Annotated in this window: 23 protein-coding genes; 12 read left to right on the plus strand and 11 right to left on the minus strand. The window is 68.2% G+C overall.

Features of this window, described 5'->3' with window-relative positions:
• Positions 1–42: 42 nt before the first annotated feature.
• The 3 genes from AUR65_RS05620 to AUR65_RS05630 form a co-directional block, all read right to left on the minus strand.
• Positions 43–3,204, minus strand: a complete 3,162-nt coding sequence (locus AUR65_RS05620; protein WP_058569076.1) for an FAD-binding and (Fe-S)-binding domain-containing protein — start codon at positions 3,202–3,204, stop codon at positions 43–45.
• Positions 3,205–3,338: 134 nt separating this feature from the next.
• A complete protein-coding gene (locus AUR65_RS05625) occupies positions 3,339–4,151 on the minus strand; it encodes a hypothetical protein (protein ID WP_103429253.1) in 813 nt (270 codons plus the stop codon).
• Between the two features lie 30 nt (positions 4,152–4,181).
• Positions 4,182–4,757 carry a flavodoxin domain-containing protein gene (locus tag AUR65_RS05630; RefSeq protein WP_058569078.1) on the minus strand — a complete coding sequence of 192 codons (576 nt, stop codon included), beginning with the start codon at positions 4,755–4,757 and terminating at the stop codon, positions 4,182–4,184.
• Between the two features lie 148 nt (positions 4,758–4,905).
• Between AUR65_RS05630 and thiE the strand changes: the two genes are divergently transcribed.
• The 4 genes from thiE (at position 4,906) to AUR65_RS05650 (ending at position 8,147) form a co-directional block, all read left to right on the plus strand.
• Positions 4,906–5,538: a thiamine phosphate synthase gene (thiE, locus tag AUR65_RS05635; RefSeq protein ID WP_199180563.1), complete on the plus strand. Its 633-nt coding sequence runs from the start codon at positions 4,906–4,908 to the stop codon at positions 5,536–5,538.
• Complete coding sequence (gene thiM / locus AUR65_RS05640) at positions 5,535–6,431, plus strand: hydroxyethylthiazole kinase (protein WP_199180564.1); 897 nt, start codon at positions 5,535–5,537, stop codon at positions 6,429–6,431. The genes thiE and thiM overlap by 4 nt, the downstream gene beginning before the upstream one ends.
• On the plus strand, positions 6,432–7,271 hold the full coding sequence (thiD, locus tag AUR65_RS05645) for a bifunctional hydroxymethylpyrimidine kinase/phosphomethylpyrimidine kinase (RefSeq protein ID WP_058569080.1): 840 nt from the start codon (positions 6,432–6,434) through the stop codon (positions 7,269–7,271).
• Positions 7,272–7,349: 78 nt separating this feature from the next.
• Positions 7,350–8,147, plus strand: coding sequence for an HpcH/HpaI aldolase family protein (locus AUR65_RS05650; RefSeq protein WP_058569081.1), 798 nt, complete (start codon positions 7,350–7,352; stop codon positions 8,145–8,147).
• Positions 8,148–8,156: 9 nt separating this feature from the next.
• Here AUR65_RS05650 and AUR65_RS05655 read toward each other — a convergent pair whose 3' ends face one another.
• Both AUR65_RS05655 and AUR65_RS05660 read right to left on the minus strand, forming a co-directional pair.
• A complete protein-coding gene (locus AUR65_RS05655; protein WP_058569082.1) occupies positions 8,157–8,903 on the minus strand; it encodes a class I SAM-dependent methyltransferase in 747 nt (248 codons plus the stop codon).
• Positions 8,904–8,944: 41 nt separating this feature from the next.
• Positions 8,945–9,829, minus strand: a complete 885-nt coding sequence (locus tag AUR65_RS05660) for an aldo/keto reductase (RefSeq protein ID WP_058569083.1) — start codon at positions 9,827–9,829, stop codon at positions 8,945–8,947.
• A 144-nt stretch (positions 9,830–9,973) separates the two neighbouring features.
• Here AUR65_RS05660 and AUR65_RS05665 point away from each other — a divergent pair, with 144 nt between their 5' ends.
• From AUR65_RS05665 to AUR65_RS05675, 3 genes are all read left to right on the plus strand, one after another.
• A complete protein-coding gene (locus AUR65_RS05665; protein ID WP_058569084.1) occupies positions 9,974–10,963 on the plus strand; it encodes a VOC family protein in 990 nt (329 codons plus the stop codon).
• 156 nt (positions 10,964–11,119) lie between these two features.
• Positions 11,120–12,232, plus strand: a complete 1,113-nt coding sequence (locus AUR65_RS05670; RefSeq protein ID WP_058569085.1) for a pyridoxal-phosphate-dependent aminotransferase family protein — start codon at positions 11,120–11,122, stop codon at positions 12,230–12,232.
• A 16-nt stretch (positions 12,233–12,248) separates the two neighbouring features.
• Positions 12,249–12,620: a tautomerase family protein gene (locus tag AUR65_RS05675; RefSeq protein ID WP_058569086.1), complete on the plus strand. Its 372-nt coding sequence runs from the start codon at positions 12,249–12,251 to the stop codon at positions 12,618–12,620.
• Here the strand turns inward: AUR65_RS05675 and AUR65_RS05680 are convergent.
• Entirely contained in the window at positions 12,581–14,449 is a 1,869-nt protein-coding gene (locus AUR65_RS05680) for a PAS domain-containing sensor histidine kinase (RefSeq protein ID WP_058569141.1), read from the minus strand. The two genes, AUR65_RS05675 and AUR65_RS05680, sit on opposite strands and share 40 nt — an antisense overlap.
• 149 nt (positions 14,450–14,598) lie before the next feature.
• Between AUR65_RS05680 and AUR65_RS05685 the strand changes: the two genes are divergently transcribed.
• Positions 14,599–15,957: an NRAMP family divalent metal transporter gene (locus AUR65_RS05685; RefSeq protein ID WP_058569087.1), complete on the plus strand. Its 1,359-nt coding sequence runs from the start codon at positions 14,599–14,601 to the stop codon at positions 15,955–15,957.
• Positions 15,958–16,122: 165 nt separating this feature from the next.
• Complete coding sequence (locus AUR65_RS05690; protein ID WP_058569142.1) at positions 16,123–17,670, plus strand: lipopolysaccharide biosynthesis protein; 1,548 nt, start codon at positions 16,123–16,125, stop codon at positions 17,668–17,670.
• 133 nt (positions 17,671–17,803) lie between these two features.
• Here AUR65_RS05690 and AUR65_RS05695 read toward each other — a convergent pair whose 3' ends face one another.
• The 3 genes from AUR65_RS05695 to AUR65_RS05705 form a co-directional block, all read right to left on the minus strand.
• Positions 17,804–19,486 (minus strand): potassium channel family protein, encoded by a 1,683-nt coding sequence (locus AUR65_RS05695; RefSeq protein ID WP_058569088.1) that lies wholly within the window; start codon positions 19,484–19,486, stop codon positions 17,804–17,806.
• A 294-nt stretch (positions 19,487–19,780) separates the two neighbouring features.
• Entirely contained in the window at positions 19,781–20,224 is a 444-nt protein-coding gene (locus tag AUR65_RS05700) for a hypothetical protein (RefSeq protein WP_058569089.1), read from the minus strand.
• A 42-nt stretch (positions 20,225–20,266) separates the two neighbouring features.
• Positions 20,267–21,652, minus strand: a complete 1,386-nt coding sequence (locus tag AUR65_RS05705; RefSeq protein WP_058569090.1) for an NAD(P)/FAD-dependent oxidoreductase — start codon at positions 21,650–21,652, stop codon at positions 20,267–20,269.
• 324 nt (positions 21,653–21,976) lie between these two features.
• Between AUR65_RS05705 and AUR65_RS05710 the strand changes: the two genes are divergently transcribed.
• The 3 genes from AUR65_RS05710 to AUR65_RS05720 all read left to right on the plus strand — a co-directional run bounded on the left by AUR65_RS05710 (position 21,977) and on the right by AUR65_RS05720 (position 23,581).
• Positions 21,977–22,204: a hypothetical protein gene (locus AUR65_RS05710; RefSeq protein ID WP_058569091.1), complete on the plus strand. Its 228-nt coding sequence runs from the start codon at positions 21,977–21,979 to the stop codon at positions 22,202–22,204.
• A 57-nt stretch (positions 22,205–22,261) separates the two neighbouring features.
• On the plus strand, positions 22,262–23,221 hold the full coding sequence (locus AUR65_RS05715; protein ID WP_058569092.1) for a D-2-hydroxyacid dehydrogenase: 960 nt from the start codon (positions 22,262–22,264) through the stop codon (positions 23,219–23,221).
• A gap of 99 nt (positions 23,222–23,320) precedes the next feature.
• The gene (locus AUR65_RS05720) at positions 23,321–23,581 is read left to right on the plus strand and encodes a hypothetical protein (protein ID WP_058569093.1); all 261 of its coding nucleotides are present in this window, start codon (positions 23,321–23,323) and stop codon (positions 23,579–23,581) included.
• Between the two features lie 57 nt (positions 23,582–23,638).
• Here AUR65_RS05720 and ilvD read toward each other — a convergent pair whose 3' ends face one another.
• Both ilvD and AUR65_RS05730 read right to left on the minus strand, forming a co-directional pair.
• Positions 23,639–25,393 (minus strand): dihydroxy-acid dehydratase, encoded by a 1,755-nt coding sequence (gene ilvD, locus AUR65_RS05725; protein WP_058569094.1) that lies wholly within the window; start codon positions 25,391–25,393, stop codon positions 23,639–23,641.
• Positions 25,394–25,489: 96 nt separating this feature from the next.
• Positions 25,490–26,110, minus strand: a complete 621-nt coding sequence (locus tag AUR65_RS05730) for a MogA/MoaB family molybdenum cofactor biosynthesis protein (RefSeq protein ID WP_058569095.1) — start codon at positions 26,108–26,110, stop codon at positions 25,490–25,492.
• Positions 26,111–26,166 lie beyond the last annotated feature (56 nt).

Below are 26,166 nucleotides of genomic sequence, written 5' to 3' on the forward strand. Positions count from 1 at the left end.
CGTGGAACTCCGGCCGCCGGTCGAGTGCTTCGAGTAGCCCGCTCAGCCCGACAGCGCCTGCGCGACCTTCTCTATCGGGTGCGGCGGTCGTCGCGCCGCGTCGTCCCTGTCTTCGAGTTGCGTCCGACACGACGCGCCGGGGGCGACCACCTCGTCGCCCCGGCTCTCGTCGACCTGTTCGAACAGGATGTTCCCCATGGCCTTCGAGAGGTCGTAGTGTTCTGCTTCATAGCCGAAGCTTCCGGCCATGCCGCAACAACTCGAATCGAGCGGGTCGACCTCGTAGCCGACCCGCCGGAGGACGCCCACGGCGTGGTGGTCCTTGTTCAGCGCCTTCTGGTTGCAATGGCCGTGGTAGGTGAGCGAATCGAGCGCGCCGCCGTCGGCGACCGCGGAGGCGACGGTTCCGGCCGCGCCGTCGCCGTCGGCCGAGCGCCCGCGAATCGGGAGGGCCTCGTCCAGTCGGTAGGTGTCGAGGAACTCCATGACGCCGTAGGCGGCCGCGGCGACCGGCGCGACCGAGTCGTCCGGCAGGAGGTCGGCGTACTCGTCTTGGAACATCACCGCGTCCGAGGGCTCCACGAAGACGACCGACCAGCCGTTTTCGACCGACGGGCGGAGCGTCTCGACGTTGTGACCCGCGCGCCGTCGAGCGAGGTCGAGGAAGCCGCCGGAGTAGGCGGCCCGGCCGCTCGGTCCGACGCCCTCCGCGAGTCGGACGTGGACGCCGGCGGCTTCCAGCACGCGAACCGCCGCCTTTCCGATTTCAGGCGTGACGTAGTTCGTGTAGGTGTCGGGAAACAGGAGGACGCGGTGGTCGGCCTCGCTCGCCGGCACGCGGGGTCGTCGCGCGTCCATCCACGATTCGAGCGTGTCGCGGGTGAACGACGGGAGCGACCGGTCGGAGGCGACGCCCGCGAGCCGCTCCATCGCGGCCCGCGCGCCCGGTAGCTCGGCCGCCCAGTTCGAGACGGGTGCGAGGGCGCTTCCGACGCCGGCCAGCCGGTCGATGTTGGCGAACAGGCGCTCGCGGAGCGACGCCCCTTCCTCGGCGTGGTGGGCGTGTTTCACCTCGGCTTTGAGCTTCGCCAAGTCGACGCCGGTCGGGCAGTCGTTCTGACAGCCCTTACAGCCGACGCAGAGGCCGAGCACCTCCTCTTGGAAGCGGTCCGAGTGAATCTCGTCTTCCGGGAGGTCGCCGCTGATGGCCGCGCGGAGCATGTTGGCCCGGCCGCGGGTCGTCTCGGCCTCGTCTTTCGAGGCGCGGTAGGTCGGACACATCGTTTCAGAGCCGCTCTGCCGGCAAGTACCACAGCCGTTACAGAGTTCGACGAGGTGCGAGAAGCCGCCCTCGTCCGAGAAGTCGAGCGTCGTCGCGGGCTCGATAGACTGGTAGGCCGCGCCGTACCGGAGGTTCTCGCGCATGTCCGCGCCGACGCCGCGGTCGCCGTCCGGCCCGAGGTCGTCGGGCCCGTCCCGGTAGACGACGTTCCCGGGGTTCATGCGCCACTCGGGGTCGAACGCCGTCTTCAACTCCTTGAACGCGCCCCAGAGTTCGGGACCGTACATTTTCGGGTTCCACTCGGTCCGGGCCATCCCGTCCCCGTGCTCGCCCGAAAAGGCCCCGCGGTGGTCCAACACGAGGTCGGTCACGTCGTCGGTGATGGCGCGCATCGTCTCGATGCCCGCGCCGTCTTTCAGGTTCAGAATGGGGCGGATGTGAAGCGTCCCCGCGCCGGCGTGGGCGAAGTACGCGGCCGACGTGCCGTGGTCTTCCAGCACTTCCTCGAACGACTGGACGTACTCCGCCAACTCCTCGGGCGGGACGCTCGCGTCCTCGATGAACGGGTAGGGCTTCGGGTCGCCCGGCAGCGACATGAGAAGCGGTATCGCCGCCTTGCGGAGCTTCCAGAGGTCGGCCTGCGCCTCGGGCGTGTACGCCTCGATGGCTTCGAACGCGCCGCCGGCGGTGTCGCTGGCGTCACCCGCCGCCGACTCGGCGTCTCCATCTCGCAGGAAGTGCTCGTTCGCCTCGCGAATCACCGCCTCGAAGTCGTCGTGCAGTTCGGAGTCGAACTCCAGCATCAGCGTCGCCGCCGTCCCGTCGGGTATCTCCTCGACGTACTGGGCGTACTCGCTCGACTCGGCGGCCATCCGCAACACCTCGTCGTCCATGAGTTCGACCGCGCTGGCGTCGAAGTCGAGTGCGTCGGGGACCGCGGCCATCGCCTCCACGAGGTCGTCGTAGGCGTAGAGGACGAGCGCCGTCTCCTCGGGAACCGTCACGAGCGACACGGTGGCCTCGACGACGACGCCGAGGGTGCCCTCCGCGCCGACGAACAGTTTGGAGAGGTTGACGACCGCCTCGCCGTCGTCGGTCTCGGTGACGACCTTGTGGAGGTTGTAGCCCGACACCGACCGCTTGAGGCTCGGGTACTTCCGCTCGATTTCCCCCTCGTGGTCCTCGATGAGGCCGAGGACGGTCCGGTAGAGGGCGGCCTCGCGGTCGTCCTTCCCGACGATGCGGTTCCACTCGTCGCCCCCGACGACCACGTCGCGGGTGTGGACGACCGACCCGTCGGCGAGGACGACCCGTAACTCCTCGGTGTAGGCGTCGGTGATGCCGTAGCGGACCGAGTGCGCGCCCGTGGAGTTGTTGCCGATGCCGCCGCCGACCGTCGCGCGATTCGAGGAGGCGGGGTCCGGCGCGAACTTGAGGCCGTGGTCCGCGAGGCGGTCATCGAGGTCGTCTTGCACCACGCCGGGTTGGACTCGCGCCCGCCGCGCGTCGGGGTCAACGCAGACGATTTCGTCCATGTACTTCGAGCAGTCGATGACGACGCACCCGGGGCCGACGGTCTGTCCCGCCAGCGACGACCCCGCCCCGCGCGGGAGCACGGGCACGTCGTGTTCGGCCGCCGTCCGCACCGCGGCGCGCACGTCGTCCTCGTCGCGTGGGATGACCACGCCCGCCGGGCGCGCCCGGTAAATCGAGCCGTCGGTGGCGTACAGCACCTGCGCGTACTCGTCGAACCGCACCTCGCCGGAGACGACTTCCCGGAGGTCGGCGGCGAGGTCGGCGTGCTCGGCTACGTCCGCCACGTCGTAGTCGCGCGACTCCTGAAACCGCTGGAAGTCGCCTCGTTCCTCGTCGTCCGTCTCGGTCGCAGTTCGGGTCGCCCGCAGCGGGCCGTCGCCTGACATTATCATGTATAATCGTGCAGGATAGCAAAAACCTGTGTGTGACTCGCCACGTTTGCCCGAAGCGGTAGTCGTCTGCGACGGGCCTGTCCCGTCGTGCGCAGGCTGAGCGGGTTCTCACCCGAGTGAGAACCCGTCTACTGCGGCGGGTTCCGGGGGTAGTTCCCGACGCCGGTTCGGAGTTCGCCGTCGGCGGCGACCCAGCCCTGCCGGTCCGCCGGGAGGTCGTAGACGGCGACGTGGTCGACGTACTCGTTGTAGTTCCAGCCGCCGACCCACCACGAGTTCGCGCCGCGGAGTTCGACGCTCACGGAGACGTTCGTCGTCTCGGGGCCGTCGTACTGCACGAACACCATCGACTCGTAGTCGTAACACCGAGTGTCGTCGCTGTTGCTCGGCCAGTCACACGGGACGAGCCGGGCGTTCTCGCGCGGTTCGAACAGGGGTTCGGTCCCCTCGGGCGCGAGCGTGTCGATGGACTGGTTCACCCGCACGTCGGCGCTGAGGTCGATAGCGTCGTGTTCGACGCGGAGCGTGTCGGAGTCGTTCTGACTGTACTCGCTCGCCGGAATCGGCTCCCAGCGGACGAGTCGGTCGTTCTCGACGACCGCCCGGTAGTAGGTCGGGTCGGCGGGAATCTCGTCGGCCCGGAGGCGGAGCATCGGCCCGTACTCCGTCTCGACCACGTCGTACGCCCAGCCCGTCGGCAGCAGGTACTCGCGGGACTCGACGGCGTCGCCGACGGCCGAGGAGCCGTCGCTGACGGGCAGCGGGACGAGGACCGTCACGTTCGAAATCGGTTCGTCCGCCGAGACGCGGACGCTGTAGTCGTACTGGCTCCCGTAGGAGTCGAGATACGAGAGTCGGCCGAACGCCCAGAGCCCGCCGGCCGCGACCGCGACCACGACGAGCGCGGCGACGACGACGATGCCGAGTGTGCGGAAATTCACGGAAATCACCGGGCGGGTCGGTCCGCCCGTTTAGACCGCCGCACCTCCCGCGGCGGTGCCCGCGGTCGACTCCACGAACTCGGCGAAGTCGGCGACGAACGATTCGACTTCGTCCCAGTCGGTGTACTCGTAGTCCCGCGAGGCGTCCGTGTCCCCGGTCGCGTCCTTGGCGATGCGCTTCATCATCATCCGGGTGAGAAAGCCGTACTCCGAGTACCGGAGCGCGCCCCCGAACGCGGCCATCCGCTGGGGATGCCAGCCGCTCTTTTCGACGAACTCGTCGAGGTACGTCGCCACCTCGGCGCGGGCGTCCTCGTCGTCGAGCGCCGACGACAGCGACACCTGGAAGAAGCCGTTGGGCCGCGCCTCGATGTCGTCGCGGTGTTCGCGGACGAACCCGTACACCGCCTTCGAGTGGGCACCAAGGTGAATCGACGACCCGAGAAGCACCGCGTCGGCCTCGGCGAGCGCCTCACCGGCGGCGTCGTCGGCGACCGAGACGGCCCGCGCGTCGTGGCCGCGACCCGCCAGCGACTCCGCGATGCGCCCGGCTATCTTCTCGGTCTGTCCCTCTTTGCTCCCGTACGCGACGAGTATCGTCCTCATACAGCTCACCGCGTACCTGTTGGTTCGCTCACAGTATAACGGCGCGCGACGCCTCTCAGCCGCCGAGAAACCGGCCAAACGACCCCGGGAGGAGGAACTATTTTGCCCGTCGCCGCATCACTCCAGAATACAACTCATGAATATCTCGATGGGAACCTATCTGGTGACGCAGTCGGACCGCTCCGGCGGACGGTCGACGCCGGACGTGGTGCAGACCGCCGTCGACGGCGGCGTCGACGTCGTTCAACTCCGCGAGAAGCACGCGAGCGCCCGCGACCGCTACGAGGTCGGCCGCGAGATTCGCGCCGTGACGGCCGACGCGGGCGTCCCGCTCGTCGTCAACGACCGGGTGGACATCGCGGCCGCCATCGACGCCGACGGGGTCCACCTCGGCGACGACGACGTGCCCGTCTCGGTCGCGCGCGAGCAACTCGGCGACGACGCCATCGTCGGCCGGTCGGTCTCGACGGTCGCGGGCGCGAGAGCCGCCGAGGAGGCCGGCGCGGACTACCTCGGCGTCGGCGCGGTGTTCGCCACGGACACGAAGAACACCGACCCCGAGCAGTCCGAAATCGGGACCGAGCGGGTGTCGGCCATCGCGGACGCCGTCTCGATTCCGTTCGTCGGCATCGGCGGCGTCACGCCCGACAACGCCGCCGACGTGGTCGCCGCCGGGGCCGACGGCGTCGCGGTCGTCTCGGCCATCACCGCCGCTGACGACCCCGCCGACGCGACCCGCCACCTCGCCGACTCGGTCGCCGCCGGGAGGGACCGCCGATGAGCGGACGAGACGACGCTGACGGCGCGGGTGGACGGGGCGGTTCGGACGGTGCGAACGGCGCGGGCGGCGTGCCTGACGTGGCGCTGGACGAGGCGCTGGCCGCCGTCGCGGGCGAACAACCGCTCATCAACTCGGTCACGAACGACGTGACGGTCAACGACGTGGCGAACATCACGCTCTACTGGGGCGGCCTGCCGGTCATGTCCGACGACGAGCGCGAAGTCGGCGACATGGTCGGCATCGCCGACGGCTGTCTGCTCAACATGGGGACCGTGAGCGAGTCGGGCGAGGAGACGATGCTGACCGCCGGTCGCGCCGCGAACGAGCGCGGCGTCCCCCTCGTCGTCGACCCCGTCGGCGTCGGCGCGACCCCCACGCGTGACCGGGTCGCGGACCGCCTCGTCACCGACCTCGACGTGGACGTGCTCAACGGCAACTACGGCGAAATCTCCGCGCTCGTCGGCGACGACGCCGAGGTCCGCGGGGTCGAGTCAGTCGGCGAGTACGCCGAAATCGCCGCCGCGGCCGTCGAGTGCGCCCGGAAGACCGGCGCGGTCGTCGTCGCCTCCGGTGAGACCGACATCGTCGCGACCGAGGAGGCCACCTTCGAGGTCGACGCCGGCCACTCGATGATGGGTGCGGTCGTCGGTACCGGCTGTATGCTCGGCGTGACGCTCGCGGTGTTCGCGGCCGCCATCGACGACCCGCTTTCGGCGGCGCTCTCCGGCACCGCGGCCTACGGACTCGCGGGCGAACTCGCCGCCGAGGGCGCGTTCGGCGACTACCGCGGCCCGGCCAGCTACAAAATCGCATTCCTCGACGCGGTCGCCGGACTCGCCGACGCCTCGACGCCCGACATCGCCGACCGAATCGACCCCATCGAGGTGCGATAGATGCCGGGGACCGCCTCCAACCCGCGGACGCCGCCGTACGCGCTCACCATCGCCTCCAGCGACTCCGGCGGCGGCGCGGGCATCCAGGCCGACCTGAAGACGATGACCCGACTCGGCGTCTACGGCGGGTCCGTCATCGTGGCCGCGACGGCCCAAAACACCCGCGGCGTCGAGGGTTCGCACGTCCTCCCGGCCGAGTCGATTCGCGCCCAGTACGAGGCCGTCGCCGACGACTTCGACATCGCCGCCGTCAAACTCGGGATGCTGGCGACCGCCGAGGCCGTCGAGACGGTCGCCGACTGCCTCGCCGACTACGACGGCCCGGTCGTCCTCGACCCAGTGATGGTCGCCACCTCCGGCGACCGCCTGCTGGACGCGGACGCCGTCGACGCCTACGACGCTCTGTTCGCGCAGGCGACGCTCGTGACTCCGAACGCCGACGAGGCGGAGGCGCTGACGGGTGTGTTCCCCGACTCCCCGGCGGCCGTCTCGGACGCGGCCGACTGGTTCTTCGACCGGGGTGCCGACGCCGTGCTCCTGAAGGGCGGCCACGTCGCCACCGACGGCGACATCGTGGTCGACACACTCGTCACGCCGACCGAGACGACGACGTTCGTCAACCCGCGCATCGACGCGACGGCGACTCACGGGTCGGGCTGTACGCTTTCGAGCGCCGTCGCCGCCCGCCTCGCCCGCGGCGACGACCTCGCCGACGCGGTCCGTCGCGGTATCGAGTTCACTCGCGCGACCCTCGCCGAACCCGCCGACGTGGGCGAGGGCGCGGGGAGCGTGAACCACCTCGTCGGCGTCGGCGACGGCTGGACGCCCGACGAGTCGTAAGCGACGACCGGCGACCGGCGACGCGGCCCTCCGACGGTCGTCACGCCCCTTTTTCCAGACACGTGTCGTATCACGAACATGGTAGAGACACCATCATCGAACGCGCTCCGCGCCCGAATCGAGGCCGGCGGCGTCGCGCTCGGCGTCCTCGACAACACCTACAGCCCGACGCTCGTGGAGTTCTACGGCGAACTCGGCCTCGACTTCGTGTGGCTCGACCTCGAACACGGCGGGCCCAGCCCGCTCGACTCGGGCGCGATGGAGGGCCTCCTCCGCGCGGCGGAGCGAACCGGCATCGAGCCGTTGGTTCGGCTCCCGACGACGGACCCGACGTTCGTCCGGAAGGTCCTCGACCTCGGCGTCAGGAACGTCTTCCTCCCGCGCGTGGAGTCGGCCGAGGAAGTTCGCGAGGCGGTCCGGTCGGCCCACTTCACCTACGGCGACGGCCCCGGCGACCGCGGCCTCGCGTCGCCCCGCGCCCGCCGTTGGGGCCTCGCAGACGACTACGTTGCAAGCGAGGACCGCGAGACGCTCGTCGGCGTGACCATCGAGACCGCCGAGTCGCTTTCGGACCTCGACGCGATTCTCGACGTGCCCGAACTGGGCTTCGTCTTCATCGGCCCGTTCGACCTCTCGGTGGCGCTCGGCCACCCCGGCGAGATAGACCACCCGGACGTGCAGGACGCAGTCGAGCGAATCCGCTCGGCCGCGGTCGAGGCGGGCGTCCCCGTCGGCGGCCTCGGCTTCGGCATGGACGACGTGAACCAGAAGGCGGAGAACGGCTATCAGCTCATCAATCTCGGCAGTACCACGGGCGCGCTCAAGGGCGTCGTCGACGGCTGGTTCGACGCCGTGACGTTCGACCGCGAGGAGTAGCGGCCGCGCCTACTCTGTCGCGTCCGTCCGCGAGTCGGACAGCCGCATCGCCACGCTGTACATCTCTCCCGTGGACTCCGATTCGACCGCGTCGGCGACGCGGTCAGCCTGGTCCGCAAGCCACCCGCCCATCTCGCCGGGGACCTCCGCCGCCAGCGACTTCGCCACCGACGCGTGCGCCTCGACGTGGCTTTCGGACCACGGGACCGGGTCGAGCAGGGTCAGTTCGCGGTCGAAGCGCCAGCCGTGTCCCGAAAACAGCGCCCTGAGCGCGTCGGCCGGATAGAACGTCAGCGCGGGCCGCCCGCGGGCCAACTGGCTCGCCGCGTTTTCGAGCGCGAACAACTCCCGAACCGCGGCGTCGTCGGGGTGCGGTTCGTAGTCGTCGACGACGAGGTGACAGCCGGGCGCGGCGACCCGGGTTAGCTCGCGCGCGACGGCGGCGAGCGACTCGGGACTGACGAGGTTGAACAGCCCGTGGGCGGTGACGACGTCTACCGAGTCGTCGGCGAGCGGGAGGCTCCGAACGTCGGCTTCCAGCACCACGGTCCTCGCTCGGTCCGTCGGCGACGGGGCCACGCGGTCGCGGACGAGTGTCGCGTGCTCCGGGTCGTTGGTGACGGCGTAGACCCGCTTCGCGCCCGCGTCGAGGAGTCCGGCGGTGGTGTTCCCGGTTCCCGCGCCGGCCTCCAGACAGACCGCGCCCCGGACCGGCCGGTCGTCGAGGGCGGCCGTGACGGTCGTTGGAACGTCCATTGGCGGCAGGTGGAAATCGAGGTGGCGGCCGTCTCGCCTCGTTAGTGGTGCAGTTGCTCCGGAACCGGACTCTCGTCGTGCCGGAGGCGCTCGATGAGCGACCGCTGGGCCGTCTCGTCCATGCCGTTGTACCGCGTCGCGGCGTCGAGGACCATCGCCACGAGCTTCGGGTCGCCCGGCGTGACGACGCTCGTGAGGCCCTGCGCGGCCGCGAAGTCGAACCGCTCCGCGATTTCGTCCGGAGTGTCGACCGGTTCGTACCAGTTGGGGAACGGTCGGTCGGCCTCGGGCAGTTCGTCGGTGTCGGGCCACGGCCCGCGGGCGAACGCCTTGATGCCGAGGGTACCGATACCGGCCTTCTCGGCCGCCTCGAAGACGCCCGCGTAGTCGTGTTCGTCGTCGCCCTTGCCGATGACGACGGGGTTCAGCGGGAACATCAGGGTTTCGAGGTCGTCGATGCGGTCGATGGCGTCGCGGATGAGCCCCGGGTTCCCGTGGCTCGTCAGCCCGATGTGGCCGATTTTCCCCTCGTCTTTCGCCTCGCGGAAGGCCGCGAGCGCGCCGTCGTCGGCCGTGATTTCGTCCAGTTCGGACTCGTATTCGAGGCCGTGGACCTGATAGAGGTCGATGTAATCGACGCCGAGGCGGTCGAACGAGCGGTCGAGCTTCCGCTTTGCGCCCTCGTAGCCCCGCTCTTGGGTCTTACAGCCGAGGAAGATGTCCTCGCGGTGCTGGCGGAGCTTCGGGCCCAGTTTGAGCTCCGCGTCGCCGTAGGTCGGAGCCACGTCGAAGTGGTTGACGCCCTTCGAGAGGACGTGTTCGACCATCTGGTTCGCGCCCTCCTGTTCGAGCCAGTTGAGCGCGATAGCGCCGAACGTTGCGATGCTACTCTCGTGGCCGGTGTCACCGAGTGCGCGGGTTTCCATACATCAATCGTCATCGTCAATGGACAAAAACGTGCGTCTCGCCGACTCGACTGCCGGGTCCGTGCCGACGCCGCTGACCGTGCCCCGACCCGGTAACACTCGCGTCAGCGGATACTCAAGTCCTTCCGGCCCGTAGGACTGGCCATGGCAGACATCACGCCCACACCCGGAATCCACCACGTCACCTGCATCGCGGGCGACCCACAGGAGAACCTCGACTTCTGGGTCGAGACGCTCGGACTCCGCCTCGCCAAGCGCTCCATCAATCAGGACGACCCCAGCACGTACCACTTCTTCTTCACGGACGCGGAGGGGACGCCCGGCACGAGCATGACGTTCTTCCCGTGGGAGAACCTCTCGCGGGGGAAGGTCGGCACCGGGCAGGTCTCGCGGACCGCGTTCCGCGTGCCCGAGGGAAGCCTCGACTACTGGGAGAACCGATTCGACGAGTACGGCGTCGACTACGACGACCGAGTCGAGCGATTCGGTGAGACGGTCCTCCCCTTCAGCGACCCCGACGGCCTCCCGGTCGAACTGGTCGAAGTCGAGGTTCCCGACGACGACCCGACCGTCCCGTGGACCGAGTTCGTCCCCGAGGACGTTGCGATTCGCGGCTTCCACTCCGTGACGCTCTGGCTGGCCGACCCCCAACCCACGGAGGACCTGCTCGAAACGATGGGCTTCGAGCGCGTCGGAACCGAGGAAGCACAGGGCGACACCCCCGGCGACGAGCGGACGCGGTTCGCCGCGACCGGCACCGTCGGGAAGTACGTTGACGTGCTGCCGACCATCGAGAGCAGTCGACAGGGCCTCGGCACGGTCCACCACGTCGCCTTCCAGACGCCGACCGACGAGGACCAAGAGGCGATGCGCAAGGCCGTCCAGTCGAAGGGCCTGCGCCCGACCGCCCAAATCAACCGCCATTGGTTCCGGTCGGTCTACTTCCGCGAGTTCGGCGGCGTGCTGTTCGAACTCGCCACGAGCGACCCCGGCTACACCGCCGACGAACCCCTCGACGACCTCGGCGGCCGCCTCGTCCTCCCCGGCGAGTTCGAAGGTCGGCGCGAGCAGATAGAAGCCGGCCTGACCGACGTAACGGTCCCGCGGGCCGAGTCGGCCGAAGCCGACGACTGAGCCTCGACTGGCCCGTCTCGCTCCGGCTTCATTGTCCACTCGTCGTCACCGCTCGTTTTGCCCCGTGTTAGCACTCTGTAGTCCTCCGCGACGAGTGTCGCAATCACAAGTACCATCATCGCCCGCGACTCAGTGGTCCGTATTCAGGTGGATGACGTGACGGAAAAACGCGAATACACGGACGACTATCAGGACAAGACGCTGTATATCCCCGGTCCGACCGAGGTGCGCGAGGACGTCATCGCGGAGATGTGCCAGCCGATGTTCGGCCACCGCATGGACCGCATGACCGACCTCTATACGACCATCGTCGAGGACACGAAGGAGTTCCTCGGCACGGACAACGACGTGATGATTCTCACGGGGTCGGGCACCGAAATCTGGGAGTCCTCGACGCTCAACCTCGTCGACGAGAACATCCTCGTGCCGACCTGCGGGAGCTTCAGCGAGCGCCACGCGAACGTCGCGGAGCGCCTCGGCAAGAACGTCGACCGCATCGAGTACGAGTGGGGACAGGCCATCAAGCCCGAGGACATCCGCGAGGCGCTGGAGTCCAGCGACAAGCACTACGACGTGGTCGCCACCGTGATGAACGAGAGTTCGACCGGCGTCCGCAACCCCATCGAGGAGATCGGCGACGTGGTCGCCGAGTACCCGGACACCTACTTCGTCGTCGACGCGGTGTCCGCCCTCGGCGGCGACTACGTCGACATCGACGAGCACAACATCGACGTCATCTTCGCCTCGTCGCAGAAGGCGTTCGCCATGCCGCCGGGGCTCGCCATCTGCACCGTCAGCGAAGACGCCTACGAGCGCGAACTGTCGAAGGACTCGGCGTCGTGGTACGGCGGCTTCCAGCGCGCCCTCGACTACTACGACCGCAAGGGCCAGACCCACTCCACGCCCGCGATACCCATCATGCTCGCGTACCGCAAGCAGATGAAGTACATGCTCGAAGAGGGCCACGAGGGGCGCGACCAGCGCCACCGCGAGATGGCCGAGTACACCCGTGACTGGGCCTACGAGCACTTCGACATGTTCCCCGAGGAGGGCTACGAGTCCCAGACCGTCGCCTGCATCGAGAACACGCAGGGCATCGACGTCGCCGCCACCATCGAGGAGGTCTCGGAGAAGTACGACATGGCCTTCTCGAACGGCTACGGCTCCGCGCTCGGCGAGAAGACGTTCCGCATCGGCCACATGGGCGAACACGACGTGGAGTCCATCAAGGCGCTCACCGACGCCATCGAAGACGTGGCGGACCTGTAGGCCGCGGCGCGCGCAGATGCCACACCTCCAGTTCGACCTCGACTTCGAGGTCACGGAACGCGAGGCGGACCGGTTCGCGGCCGAGATGGCCGAGCTGTACGCCGAGCGGATGGACGCCGACACCGACTACGCCGCCGTCAGCGTCCGCGAGGTCCGGGCGATTCACCTCGGCCGGGCGACCGAGGGGAAGACCGTCGTGCTGCAAGCCGACATCCGCGCGGGCCGGTCGGCGGACCAGAAGCGCGACCTCGCCCTCGCGGTCATCGACGCCGTCGCCGAGCGGTTCGGCGTGCCGGAGTCGAACCAGAAGGTCGTCTTCACCGAACACGAGGGGAGTCAGATGATGGGCTACGACCGCGTCGGCGACGACTGGTCCGAGTCCGCCTGACCGTCATCGGCGGTCCGGAGTTCGACCGCGAAGACGGACCCGCAGGGGTCGTTGTCCTCGACCCACACGTCGCCGCCGTACGTCTCGACCAGCGACTGCACGAGATACAGCCCGAGGCCGGTTCCCCGGCTCTCCAGTCCCTTTTCGTCCTTGGCGAAGACGGTCTCCTTCCGCTCGTCGGGTATCCCGCGCCCGTCGTCGGCGACGCGGACGACGACGCGGTCTTTCGCCTCGGACTCCGAGACGGAGAGTTCGACGCTCGGCTCGTCCTTGTCGGTGTGCTGGACGGCGTTCGTGAGGAGGTTCCGGAAGACGGAGCCGAGCATGTCGTCGGCGAGCACCGCCACCGGAGGAATCTCGGACTCGACCGTCACGGTCGCGTCCGGTGCCATATCCCGGAGCGACGCGAGTTCGGATTCGAGTACGGGTCGCAGCCGAACCGTCTCGTTTTCGACGCCTCGACTGCTCATCATCTCGGCCATGTCCCGCGCCGTCTCCGTCAGCTCGACCGCGTGGTTGGCTCGCTTCCGGACGATTTCGACGAACTCCCGCGCCTCCTCGTCGGCGATGTGCTCGCCGAGCAGTTCCGCGTAGGCGGTCACCAACTGCAGGTCGTTGCGAACGTCGTGGCGGACGACCTGATTCAGCACGGCGAGCTCGTCGCGTTGCGTTTCGAGGAGGCGGTTCTGTTCGCGGAGCTCCGCCTCGTAGCGCTTCCGCGTCGTGATGTCGCGGGCGACGCTCAACACGACCGTCTCCCCGCGGTAGGTCACGAGGCTCGAACTGATTTCGACGGGTATCTCCCGACCGTCTTTCGCCCGATGGACCGTCTCGAACACCTGCGTCCCGTCGGTCGGCATCTGGGAGATGAGCGCCGAAATCTCGTCGTTGCTGAGTCCCGCGTCGATGTCGTGGACCGTCATCGAGAGGAGTTCCTCCCGCGAGTAACCCAGCAGTTCCACCGCGGTCTCGTTCACCGTGCGAATCTGGTCGTCGAGGCCGAGGACCCAGACGGTGTCGTTCATCCCGTCGATGAGTTCTTGATACTCCTCGCGGGCGCGTTTCAGTTTCTGCTCTCGCTCCTGTCGTTCGGTGACGTCCCTCGACACGGCGATGACGCCGACCACCTCACCGGCCACCCGAAGCGGCGCGAAGCGGTAGCTCAGTATCCGCGATTCGCCGTCCGGCGTGGTGAGTTCGGTCTCGCCTTCGAGGCAGTCTGCCTCGCCGTCCAAGAGCCGCTGATACGGGTCGCCCGGGCGTTCTTCGCGAATCGTCTCGACGAGGAGGCTCCGCTCGCCTTCGAGTTCGGCGGGCGTCGTCCCGTAGAACCCGGCGAGGTAGTCGCTCACGAGTACGAACCGACCGTCGCGGTCGTACAGGCACGCCCCCTCCAGTATCTGTTCGAAGACGCGCTCGTAGACGAGCGACGGGTCGACCGGCCGCCGGTTGGACGCCGCGACCGCCCGCTCGACCCGGACGGCCAACTCGTCGTATCCCTCCGCGTCCTGCGCCTGGACGTAGTCGGTGACGCCGGCGTCGAGGGCGTCGCTCGCCGTCATCTCGGGCTCGCCGCCGGCAACGACGAAAAACGGAAGCCCCGCGTCTCGCTTCCGAACCGCGGCGAGGAAGTCGAGCGCGTCCGACTCTCCCGCGTCGGCCGCCGAGACGACGCAGTCGAAGTCGGAGCCGGCGTCGGCGCTCCCGAGCACGTCCAGCCCCGCAGTCGCGGTCCGAACCGCCTCGACCTCGAACCGCGCCTCCCGACGGCGGACGGCCTCGGTGACCGCCGCCGCGACGCCCGAGTCGGCGACGACGAGAATCCCCACCGCTCCGCTACCTCCATCGGTCATTACCTAGGACACTCAGGTGCGCCAAATAAAAGGTAGCGTGCCGGTCCGTCGCGCTCCCGATGCGATTACCCGGTTGTAACACCCAGTAGCAACACTTTTGTGACGACCGCCGAGACCACGACGGCATGAACGAACCCAGACTCGACGTATCGGCGGTGACAGACGGCGACTGGCGGGGATATCTCTCGGAGATGGGCCCGTCGTGGGTCGCGGGCGCGGTCGCGGCGGGGCCGGCGACGATGGCGACCGTGCTCACGGCCGGCGCGACGTTCGGCTACGCGATGCTGTGGGTCGTGGTGCTCTCGGCGGTCCTCGGCGCGTCGGCGCAGTACCTCTCGATGCGACTCGGACTGCTCACCGAGTCGGGACTCGTGGGCGTGGTCGAACGCGAGTTGGGCGACGGCTGGGCGTGGGTGCTCGTCGCCGACGCGGTGCTGGCCGCGGGGCTGGCCCAACTGGTCATCATGAAAGGACTCGCGGACGTGAGCGCGACGATAACCGGCCTCGACGCCCGGGTATGGGGCGTCGTGTGGGCGGTCGTCCTCGCCGCCGGCCTCGCCGGGCGGGGCTACCGCTTCGTCGAACTCCTCGCGAAGGGACTCGTCGCGGCCGTCGTCGTCGCGTTCCTCGCGTCGCTGTTCTTCGTCCCCATCGACCCGGCGGCCGCGGCCGGCGGACTCGTGCCGCGCATCCCCGCCGGGGTCGACGGCGCGCTCGTCGCCGCCGGCATCCTCGGGGGCGCGGTCCACATCACGCTCATCACGATGCACTCGTACACGATGCGCGCCCGCGACTGGACGACCCGCGACTACGGACTGGCGACGTTCGACGTGGGCGCGTCGATGCTCGTCGCCTTCGGCGTCTACAGCCTCGCCATCTTCCTCGTCGCCGCGGGCGTCCTCCACACTCCCGAGGTGGCCGCGAGCGACCTCTCGGCGGTGGCGGCCGCGCAGGCGCTCGGCCCGCTGGCGGGCGCGAACGCGAAGTGGCTGTTCCTCCTCGGCCTTCTGGGCGCGGCCGTCTCCACGCTCGGCGGCAACACCGTCGTCCCGCCGTACCTCGTCGCCGACAAACTCGGTTGGGGGACTGACCTCTCGGACGACCGGTACCGCGCGCTCCTCGCGGGCGTGGCGCTGTTCTCCGGCGTCGGAGCGTTCCTCGGCGGCGCGTTCTTCCCGCTTCTCGTGTTGGTGCTGGCGTTCGGTCTCGTCGGCACGCCCTTCGCCATCGCGGTCGTGCTCGTCTTGCTCAACAGCGATGCGGTCGCGGAGCCGAACTCGACGCTGGCGAACTTCGGCGGCGTCGTCCTGCTCGCGGTCACGACCGTTCTCGCCGCGAACTTCGTCCGCTCGCGGGCGCTTTCGGACCTCGGCGACCCGCTTTCGGTGTTCGTCGTCGTCTTCGCCGCGGCGATGGGGGCGGCGACGCTCGGCCTGCTCGGCAAGTTCGTCCGCGAGGCGGTCGGTCGGCCGACTGCGGCCTGACGCCGACCTGACCCGCCGGGGTCAGCCACGGGCGAATCAAGCGACTTATTTTCGACCCCGACAAGCGACAGGGACGCGACAGTGCCCCCCGAACCAGCCGACGACGGCGTTCCCGGCGACCACCCTCCCGACGACGAGACTCCCGGCGACACGTCTGACGACGACATCCCCGACGACGAACGCGAGGCGCTCTTGACCATCGGCCACGGCGCGGTCGTCGCCTCCGGCGGACAGTCGCTCCAGCGGGCGCTGACGACGGCGACCGAGTACGCGCTCGCACAGGGCCTCGGTCCCGTCGCCTACGGCGTCTACGCGTTCGCGTGGCGCGTCTCCCAACTCCTGTTCCGACTCGTGAACTTCGGGTCGGTCCCGACGCTCCAGCGGTACCTCTCCGCGGACGACGACGACCCCGCGCGGCAGGGACGAGTGGTGGGGCTGGCGTATCTGACGACGCTCGTCGTCGGTCTCGGATTCGCCGGCGGGCTGGTCCTCACGAGCGACTGGCTCAACGACGCGACCGTCTCGCACCCGGAGTTCCCGCCGACCATACACCTGTTCGCGGCGCTCGTCGTCCTCATCGGACTAGTTCGGGTTCACGCCGGCGTCCTCAGGGCCGTGGAGTCGGCCCGCGGCGAGGCGATTTTCAACCGCGTCCTCCGCCCGTCGGTCAGGCTGGTTGGTGCCGTCGGCGCGATGGCCCTCGGGTACTCGCTGGTCGGCGTCGCCGGCGCGTTCGTCGTCGGGATGGCCGGACTCGTGGTACTGGGCTTTCCGATGGTCGTCTCGGCGAGCGGCATCCGGCCGGGTCTCCGCGGCGTGCGCTCCGAAGTCCGGCGGTTCTACAACCACTCGGCCCCCATCGCGCTGAGCAGTCTCGGGAAGGTGTTTCAGAACCGCGTGGACGTGATGCTCGTCGGCTTCCTCCTGACCGCGAAGGCGGCGGGAGTGTACAATGTCGTGCTCGTCTTGGTGACGCTGGCGTGGATTCCGCTCCTCTCGTTTAACATGCTCCTGCCGCCGGTCGCGTCGGGGCTCTACGCCGACGACGAGATGGAGACCCTCAACGCGGTGTACACCGCGGTGACCCGACTCATCGTCACCTGCGTCGTTCCGATTCTGGTTGTGCTCACGGTGTACGGGCGGTCGATTCTCTCCGTGTTCGGCCCGAACTTCACGGCGGGCTACGTCCCGCTCGTCGTCTACCTCGGCGGCGTCTTGGTCGGGAGCGCCGTCGGCGCGACGGGGTGGCTCCTCATGATGACCGACCACCAGTACGCCCGGATGGCGCTCGACTGGCTCTTGGCCGTCCTGAACACGCTCCTCACGTTCGCGTTCGTTCGGGCGTTCGGCCTCGTCGGCGCGGCGCTCGGCACGGCCGTCGCAATCGCCGTCCAGAACTCGATTCAGGTCGTCCTCTTGCGGCGCTTCGAGGGGCTGTGGCCCTTCGACGCGACGTTTCTCAAACCTCTCGGCGCGGGCGTCGCCGCGGCCGGCGTTATGCTCCTCGTCCGTGAGGCGCTGGTCGGGGCGGGGAGCGGCGGGCTCGTCGCCGTCGCCGGCGCGGCGCTGGGCGTGGTGACGTACGTGGGCGCGCTCGTCGCGCTCGGCGTCAACGACCGCGACCGACTCGTGGTGACGGCGTTGGCCGCCCGGTACCGCCGGACGATAGCCACCGCCCTCGGCGCGCGGTCCGGTACGTTCGGAGACCGATAGCGGTCTCCCAACGGGCCTCATTCGTCAGCCGACGAGCGTCACTCCAATCACGCTCCCGACGCCATAGGTGAGAAGCGTGATATCGGCGCCGATGACGAACGTCGTGTCTCACGCTGCCGACCGAGGTCGACTATCAGGGTAGGTCAGTTGGGGAGACGTCGAATCGCTTGAGGAACTTCTGTACCGCCTCGTCACCCCCGACAATGGTTATTCGCTCGTCCCCGGAGAACTGCCGCTGCGGGTCGACCGAAACTGTCTGTCCGTCACCGTCCTCGATAGCGATGACGCGACAGCCGGTTCGTTCGTAGATGCGGGAGTTTCCGAGTGTCGACCCCGAAAACGGTGTGGACGGCACGCGAACGAGGCGAATCTGGCTCGCCGGCGCGAGGACGTCCTCACCTCGAAGCTCCTTTGCGACCATCCTCGCGCTCACTCGCGGGACCGAGAGGACGTAGTCGGCGCCGGCGCTGAACGCCTTCTGGGTGGCCTCTGCGTCTCCAACCCGGGTGAGGACCTCTATCTCGGGGTTGATAGACTGTGCGAGCACGGTCGTCAAGAGCGCAATCGAATCGTCTGGGACGCCGATGATGATTGCCCCGGCGCTTTCGACCCCTGCGGCGAGCAACACTTCCCGGGCCCCTCCGTCGCCGACGATATCGACGCCCGGGCGGTCCTCGACGTCGACTGTGACGACTTCACCGCCGGACTCCTCGATGACCGACTTTGCGGCGCGACCGACTTCTCCCAACCCCACGAGCACGAAACGCTCGTGTCCGGTGAACGACCGGGGTGGTCGGGTGAACTCGCTCAGGTTCTTGAGTGCGGCCTCCTCCCCGGACACTAACAGAACGGTGTTCGGACGGACGACTGCGTCTGGGCTGGGTGGCAACTGTAGCTCGCCGTCGAGCCACGCACCGACGATGTTGGCACCGGTTCGCTCTCTAACCCTGGTCTCTCTGATACTACGCCCCACGAGCTCGCTCGATTCGGAGACTGGGAGCTCCATCAGTCTCGTGTCTCCCCCGAGTTCGATGGTGTCTCGCAGTTCAGAGCTGAACGAGGCGACGGCTTTCTCTGCGAGACGGTGTCCTAAGACGCCGTGCGGTGACAGCACGGTATCTGCGCCGACGGTGCGCAGTATCTCCTCCATTCTGCTGTCGTCGGTCAGCGCGATGACGTCGATATCAGGCCGTACTCCTCGGACAGTAAGTATCGTGTTGACGTTCGCATCGCCGGCGTCGGTGATGACCGTCCGTGCAGTCTTGATGCTGGCCCGCTCAAACGTTGTCGTCGCTTGTGGAGAGCCGTGAATGGCGGCGTAGCCACGGTTTGAGAGTGATTCGGCGTCTTCCCGTGAGGACGAAATGAGCACGTAATCGATGCCAAATTCTCTGAGTTCGTCCAGGAGAATTGCAGAGTCCCGGCGGTACTCACAGATGATGACGTGGCCGTTTTTCGGGCTGAGTCGGTCGTCGAGGTTGACCTCGGCGCTGGTGAACAGGGGAATGATGATGAGACGGAGAGTGAAAAACCCGACTGCGATACCGGAAATCTGAATCAAGGCGACGAACAGGAACATCAGCGGATGGCTCCAGATGTCCGAGTCTTGCCCGTAGCCCGTGGTGGTCATCGTCTGAATGACGAACTCGAACGAGGCGAAAATGGACTGATTGGCGCCTTCGAGCCGCGCTAGTGCGTAGTTGTATGCCACTGTGTAGAGGACGATGAGTAACACGAGCCCGGTGAGGTAGTAGATGACGTGTCGGATTCGACGGCTTGGTTCGAACCGACGAATGGACTCGGGGAGTGGCGACATTTTGAGACACGTACAGTAGTGCGGAAGCGAAGAAAACAGTACGCCCTCCTCGTAGTGACACCTCTCTTCGGGCGTAGAATGTCGCCCAGAACACTAACGGCCGGTCTCATCCCGAGGCGGCGTGCCGCGTCGACCGGGAAACCCTCGTGCCGGGCGGTCCGTCTTTCGGGCGCGGACGTTCCGAAGTACGCCGGCGTCAGCCGGCCAGTTGCTATTGCGCACCCGGGTTCGCCGTGCTGTCATCGCTCCCGAAGTGGGAACACTCGGACGGGGACTTGAGGTACGCACTCGGCCCTAGCGCGCCGGGGGTAAAACGAGTTCCGACCGGCGGGCGTCGTCGCCGGCGAAGAAGACGGCTCGAAGCCGGACGACTTGGCCGTCGACGCGGATGAAGTAGAGGCGGTCTTCGGACCGGTCGAGCGACGGGAGCGCGTCGAGGTCCGCCCGGAGGGCGTCGTAGTCGCTCAGGCAGTCGGAGATGCTCGACTCGCGCGGGTGGCCCTCGGCGGCCGCCTCGACCACCTTCAGCACCCACGGGCTGTTAGCAACCCGCGGGTCGGCGGCGTCGACGACAGTCGCCCCGTCGGGTGCCTTTCCGACCAGTTCCGCCCGGAGGAAGATTTCGGCCGACGTACACCCTCGAAGCGACGAACAGCCCGCGAGCCCGCCGGTCAGCCCCACCCCGACGGCCGCGGCTCCGCGACGGAGCAGTTGACGGCGAGAGGGTCGGCCGGCCATCGACTGACAGAAATTCGGAATGCCTGATAAGCCTTCCGTCGGCTACAGCGCGTACTCGTCTTCGCGCAGTTGGACGTACTTGCCCTTGCGGTACTTCACTTTCGTCCGCTGGTACTGTGTGGCGAGTTTGGCGGCGCTGAACCCGGCGGTGAGTTTCGAAGCGCCGAACGCCTTGTAGCCCTCGTCCTTTTCGAGGAGCTTCCGGGCCGCCTTGAACGTCTTGTCCCACTGGCCGGGGCCGTAGTCGTGGACGATTTCGGCCATTGCGACGTTGCGGAGAATCTCGTCGCCGATGGCGTCCTTCCAGCGCTCGTTGTAGTCGCTCAGGTCGCCTTCGGCGGCGAGTTCGCCGGCGATGGCTCCCGTCCGGACCGCGACGTGGTCGCCGCCCTCGTGGAAGGCCGAGGTCGCGCCCATCGCGCCGCCGGTGACGGCGATGCCGGCAGACGCGGGCGAGTCGATGGGTCGCGTCGAGGAGATGGCGTACGTCTCGGTGCCCTTCGTCTTCCCGCGGTCCTCGACGAGCGGGAAGTCCTCGTCGATGTCGTACTCGTCGCCGTACTCCTGTTCGAGGAGACGGCGGACGTACTCCCGGCCCTGCGGGATGCGCTCGTCGTCCTCGCGGAGGAGGTTGTACGCCTCGCGGTCTTCGACCTCGTCGATGTCGAGGCCGATGGGCATCGTGAGGCCGACCCGGCAGACGTTGTTGTCGTTCGGGAAAATCCACGGATACGCCGTGTGGCCCGGCATGTAGCCCCACCAGAACTTGATTGCGCCGTCGACTTCGTCGAACAGTTCCGGCGGGAACTCGCGGTGTTCCTGGTAGGCGATGTGGTTCGCCTCGGTCGACGACAGGCGGTCCGTGATGGGGAACGGAAGCAGGTCGTCGAGCACCTTGTTCGTGACCGTCCGCTGGGGACCGTCGGCGAGCACGACGAAATCAGCGCCCACGTCCTCGCCGTTGGCGAGGCGGACGACGTGTCGGGGGTCGTCGCCGGCGGCGTCGAGGTCGGTCTCCACGTCGCGGACGGACGCCTTCACGCGGTACTCCGCGCCGGCGTCTTCGGCGCGACTGCGGAGCCAGTCGTCGAACTTCGCGCGGTGGAAGGTGTAGCCGAACTCGTCGTACGAGGAGTCGATACCGGTGCTCCGAAGCGTCAGCGACTCGTTCGGCCCGATGAACTCCGCGCGGTCGAGGATGTCGAGCACGACGTCGTCGGGGAACTCGTCGGGGTGGATGCCCATGATGTCCACCCAGTAGTCGAGGATACCGGCCGCGTCCGTCGAATCGGGCCCGAGGCCCGGTCGGTCTGCTCGGGGGACGCCCTTTTCGAGGACCAGAGCGGAGGCTCCGGCCGAGGCCGCGGCGTGTGCCGCCGACGTGCCGGCCGGACCGCCGCCGATGATGGCGACATCTACGCGTTCCATACCGCTACAGCACTTCGCTCGGGTATTAAACCCCCTGAACCGACGCGGCGTCCGACGGTTTCGAGACCGCGCGTCCGAGCGCCGCTCCGGCCGTGTTCCGGTCGCGCGGCGCGTCCGCGGCCCGGCGCGTCGCCGCTCGACCACGCTCCGGGGGCGACATCCCGACGGCCTCTGCGCAGCGCATTACGGTACGGTTAGAGATAATTTCAAGATGACGTAAATGTCGGCGACTGCTATCAGTTTTTTCGGGCTACTTCCACTAAATACTGCGTCTGATAACCAGAGACGGAGGTTTATCACAACGTGCGCGGTAGCTCCGAGTCAATGACCGCAGACGAGCCGGACGAACCGCGAGAGCCCGTCGTGTTCCGCGACGAGACGGGCGACCTCGTCTTCGTCGACGGCGGCCCCGCCCCCCAGGGGTATGCGCCCGTTGCGTGGAAACTCGGCGAAGACGGTACGCGGTTCGTCGTCGACCCGACAGTCGATGCGGTCGCGGTCACCCGGACGATTTCGAAACGTCGCCCGCGGCGGCGCGAGCCCATCGAGTGACCGGTCCTCCCCGCCCGAATCGGACAGATTCATCACCGCCTTCGAGAATCATCGAGCATGTCCGACCCAGACATCGCGGTGCTTCGGCAGAAGATTCACGGACTGTCTGCCGAGGCGTACGCCGAAACGCTCCGCGAGCGCCTCCCCGACCGCGAGGTCGCCCTCGCGACGACCCCGGCAGAGGAGCGCGACCTCCTCTCTCGCGTCCAAGTCGCGACCGGGTTCGACGCGACCGAAGACGACCTCGAAGCCGCCGAGAACCTCGACCTGTTCGCCTGCGTGTTCGCCGGCACGGGCCATCTCCCCATCGAGGCGTTCGAGGCCCGCGACGTGGCCGTCACCAACGCCTCCGGCGTCCACGGCCCGAACATCGCCGAGCAGGTCCTCGGGAGCCTCCTCTACTTCGCCCGCCGCTTCCACGTCGCGGAGCGACAGAAAGACGCGAGCGTCTGGCAGTCGTACCCGACGGTCGAACTGCAGGGCTCGACGGTCGCCGTCGTCGGTCTCGGCGCGCTCGGCGAGGCCGTCGTCGACCGACTCGACCCGTTCGGCGTCGAGACCGTCGGCGTGCGCTACTCGCCGGAGAAGGGCGGCCCGACCGACGAGGTCGTCGGCTTCGACGACGAGCAGGGCCTCCACGACGCCTTCGCCCGCGCCGACTACGTCGTCATCGCGTGCCCGCTGACGGACGCCACCCGCGGCCTCGTCGACGCCGACGCGTTCGCCTCGATGGCCCCCGACACCGTCCTCGTCAACGTCGGCCGCGGCCCGGTCGTCGATACCGACGCGCTCGTCTCCCAACTTCGAAGCAACGGCATCCGCGGGGCGGCGCTCGACGTGACCGACCCCGAACCGCTCCCCTCGGACCACCCGCTTTGGGACTTCGAGAACGTCCTCATCACGCCCCACAACGCCGGCCACACCCCGAAGTACTGGGAGCGCATGGCCGACATCATCGCCGAGAACCTCGACAAACTGGACGCCGGCGACGACGACCTGCGGAACCGCGTGGTCTAACCCGAGTCGAACCGGCGGCTCCGCGAGTGCGGAATCGGTGACGCCGCGACCGGGTTCCGCACCGAAACTGTCAATTCGGTTGCGACTGTCGGTTGCGCCGTGCAGTTCGCATCGTGGCGGTGGAACCGAATCATCGCGTTCTTCGGCGGCGCTGGACTCCTCTTTTTGGTTCCGTGGTCGGGGCTCTCGCCCGCTCTCCCGGCGTGGACGGTAGACGTGTTGGTCGCCGTCCCGTTCGGCTTGTGCGTCTACGGGTTCACCGAACAGCCGCGAAAAGTGATTCTGCTGATTCCGGTCGGAACCGCGCTCGGAATCGGGGTACTCGCCCTGTACCGGGCGTCCGGCGTACACCTGCTTTGACGACGGACGACGGCGTCCGCGTCGCGGGAGACGCCGCGGCGACTCGTCTCTTCGTCTCTATTCGTCGCGCGTGAGCGCCGGGTTCGTCACCGCGCCGTTCGCGGCGGAGCCGAAGTCGCGGGCGTACTTCGCCAGCACGCCGGAGGTGTACGCCGGCGGCTTGGGTTCCCAGTCTTCCTTCCGCGCTTCGAGTTCCTCGTCAGAGAGGTCCACAGAGAGCTCGCGGTTCGGGATGTCGACGGTCACCTCGTCGCCGTCTTCGAGGAGGCCGATGGGGCCGCCCTCGGTCGCCTCGGGGGCGACGTGGCCGACCATCGGGCCGCGCGTCGCGCCGGAGAACCGACCGTCGGTGAGAAGCGCCACGTCGTCCTCGTGGCCCTGTCCGACGACGGCGGCGGTGACGCCGAGCATCTCGCGCATGCCGGGGCCGCCACGCGGTCCCTCGTTGCGGATGGCGATGACGTCGCCTTCCTCGATGTGGCCCTCCTGCACGTAGCGCATCGCGTCCTCTTCGTTCTCGAAGACGCGGGCGGGGCCGGTGTGGTGGAAGGCGTCGTCGCCGGTGACCTTCAGGACCGCGCCGTCGGGCGCGAGGTTGCCGGTGAGAATCTTGATTGCGCCCTCCTCCTGATACGGCTCGTCGACCGTGTAGAGGAAGTCCGCTTCGAGGCCGTCGTCGTCCGGGAGGTCGAGGTGGTCGAGTTCCTCGGCGATGGTGCGGCCGGTGACGGTCATCGCGTCGCCGTGGAACAGGCCGGCCTCGACGAGACGGCGGATGACGACCGGGATGCCGCCGATTTCGTGGAGGTCGTTCATGACGCGCGTGCCGCCGGGCTGGAGGTTGGCGATTTTCGGCGTGCGCCGGGAGATCTCGTCGAACTCCTCGATGTCGAGGTCGACGCCGGCCTCGGCGGCCAGCGCGAGCAGGTGGAGCACGGCGTTGGTCGACCCGCCGGTGGCGACCTGGAGCGTGATGGCGTTCTCGAAGGACTTCTTCGTGAGGATGTCGGAGGGGCGGCGGTCGTTCTCCACGCAGTCGAGGACGACCTCGCCGGCGCGGCGGGCGTTCTCGTAGCGCTCGTCGGACTCGGCGGGCGCGGACGCGGACCCGAGCGGGGCCAGTCCGAGCGCCTCGGAGATGGAGGCCATCGTGTTGGCGGTGAACATCCCGCCGCAGGAGCCCGCGCCGGGGCAGGCGTGGCGTTCGAGGTCGTCGAGTTCGTCGGCGCTCATGTCGCCTTCGGCGTAGGTGCCGACGCCCTCGAAGACGTTCTGGACGGTCACCTCGCGGCCCTCGTGCTGTCCGGGCATGATGGAGCCGCCGTAGAGGAAGACGGAGGGCAGGTCCGTTCGGATGGCTGCCATCATCATCCCGGGGAGGTTCTTGTCACAGCCGGCGACGGTGACGAGCGCGTCCATGCGCTCGCCGAAGGAGACGAGTTCGACGGAGTCGGCGATGACCTCGCGGGAGATGAGCGAGGCCTTCATGCCTTCTGTCCCCATGGAGATGGCGTCGGAGATGGTGACGGTCCCGAACTCGATGGGCATCCCGCCCGCGGCGTCGATGCCCTCGATGGCGGCGTCGGCAACGTCGTCGAGGTGGACGTTACACGGGGTGATGTCGGCGGCGGGGTTCGGCACGCCGACCATCGGCGACGAGAAGTCCTCGTCGTCGAAGCCCATGGCGCGGAACATCGCACGGTGCGGGGCCTTGTCGGGACCCTCTGTGACCTCCGTACTTCGGAGGTTCGGGTCCTTACCGCTGGAGAACACGTCGTCCGGGTCCTCCTCGCGTGGGGACTGCTGGCTCATACCTCTTCGGAGCGTGTGCGCGAACTTAAATGGCCGCGACTGGGCAGACGTTGCAGTCGGATTCGCCCGACGACCCTCGGTTCTGTGGGCGTTTTCCTACTCCGCGTCGCGTCGCGCCAATCCGGTGAGATGCGGTGCTTCGGGCACGATTATCTCCGCGGTCCCGAGACGGGCGGCGTTCTCGCTCCCCGGCAGACAGAACGTCGGCATCCCGTCGACGACGCCGGCGGTCGCGCGGGTGCCGACGACCTTGGTGCCGATGTCGTCGTACGAGAGCCGTCGGAACAGTTCGCCGAACCCCGGAAGCGTCTTCTCGAACAACTGCGTCGCCGCCTCGACGGTTCGGTCGTCGGGCGTGACGCCCGTCCCGCCGGTCGTGACCGTCACGTCCACGTCGCCGCGGTCGGCCATCCGCGCGACCGCGGTCTGAATCTCGTCGTAGTCGTCGTCGACGACCCGCCGGACCGACACCGAGTGTCCGGCCTCTCGGAGCAGTTCCGCTACCGCGTCGCCCGCCGGGTCGTCGTCCACGTCGCGGGTGGACGAAATCGTCAGCACCGCCGCTTCGAGGTCGTCGATGTCGTGGTGGTGATGGTCGTGGTCGTGGCCGTGGCTGTGGTCGTCGTCTCCGTGGTGGTGGCCGTGACTGCCGTCGCCCTCGCCGTGGTGGTCGTGGCCGTGGTCGTCGGCCCCGTCGTGATGGTCGTGGTCGCTCACGGCCGCGGCTTCGTCGTCTGGCGATAAAATTCCCGCGTCGGCCCGACGGTCGTCGA

The sequence above is a fragment of the Haloferax marisrubri genome (assembly GCF_001469875.2).
In the GTDB taxonomy this organism is placed as follows: domain Archaea; phylum Halobacteriota; class Halobacteria; order Halobacteriales; family Haloferacaceae; genus Haloferax; species Haloferax marisrubri.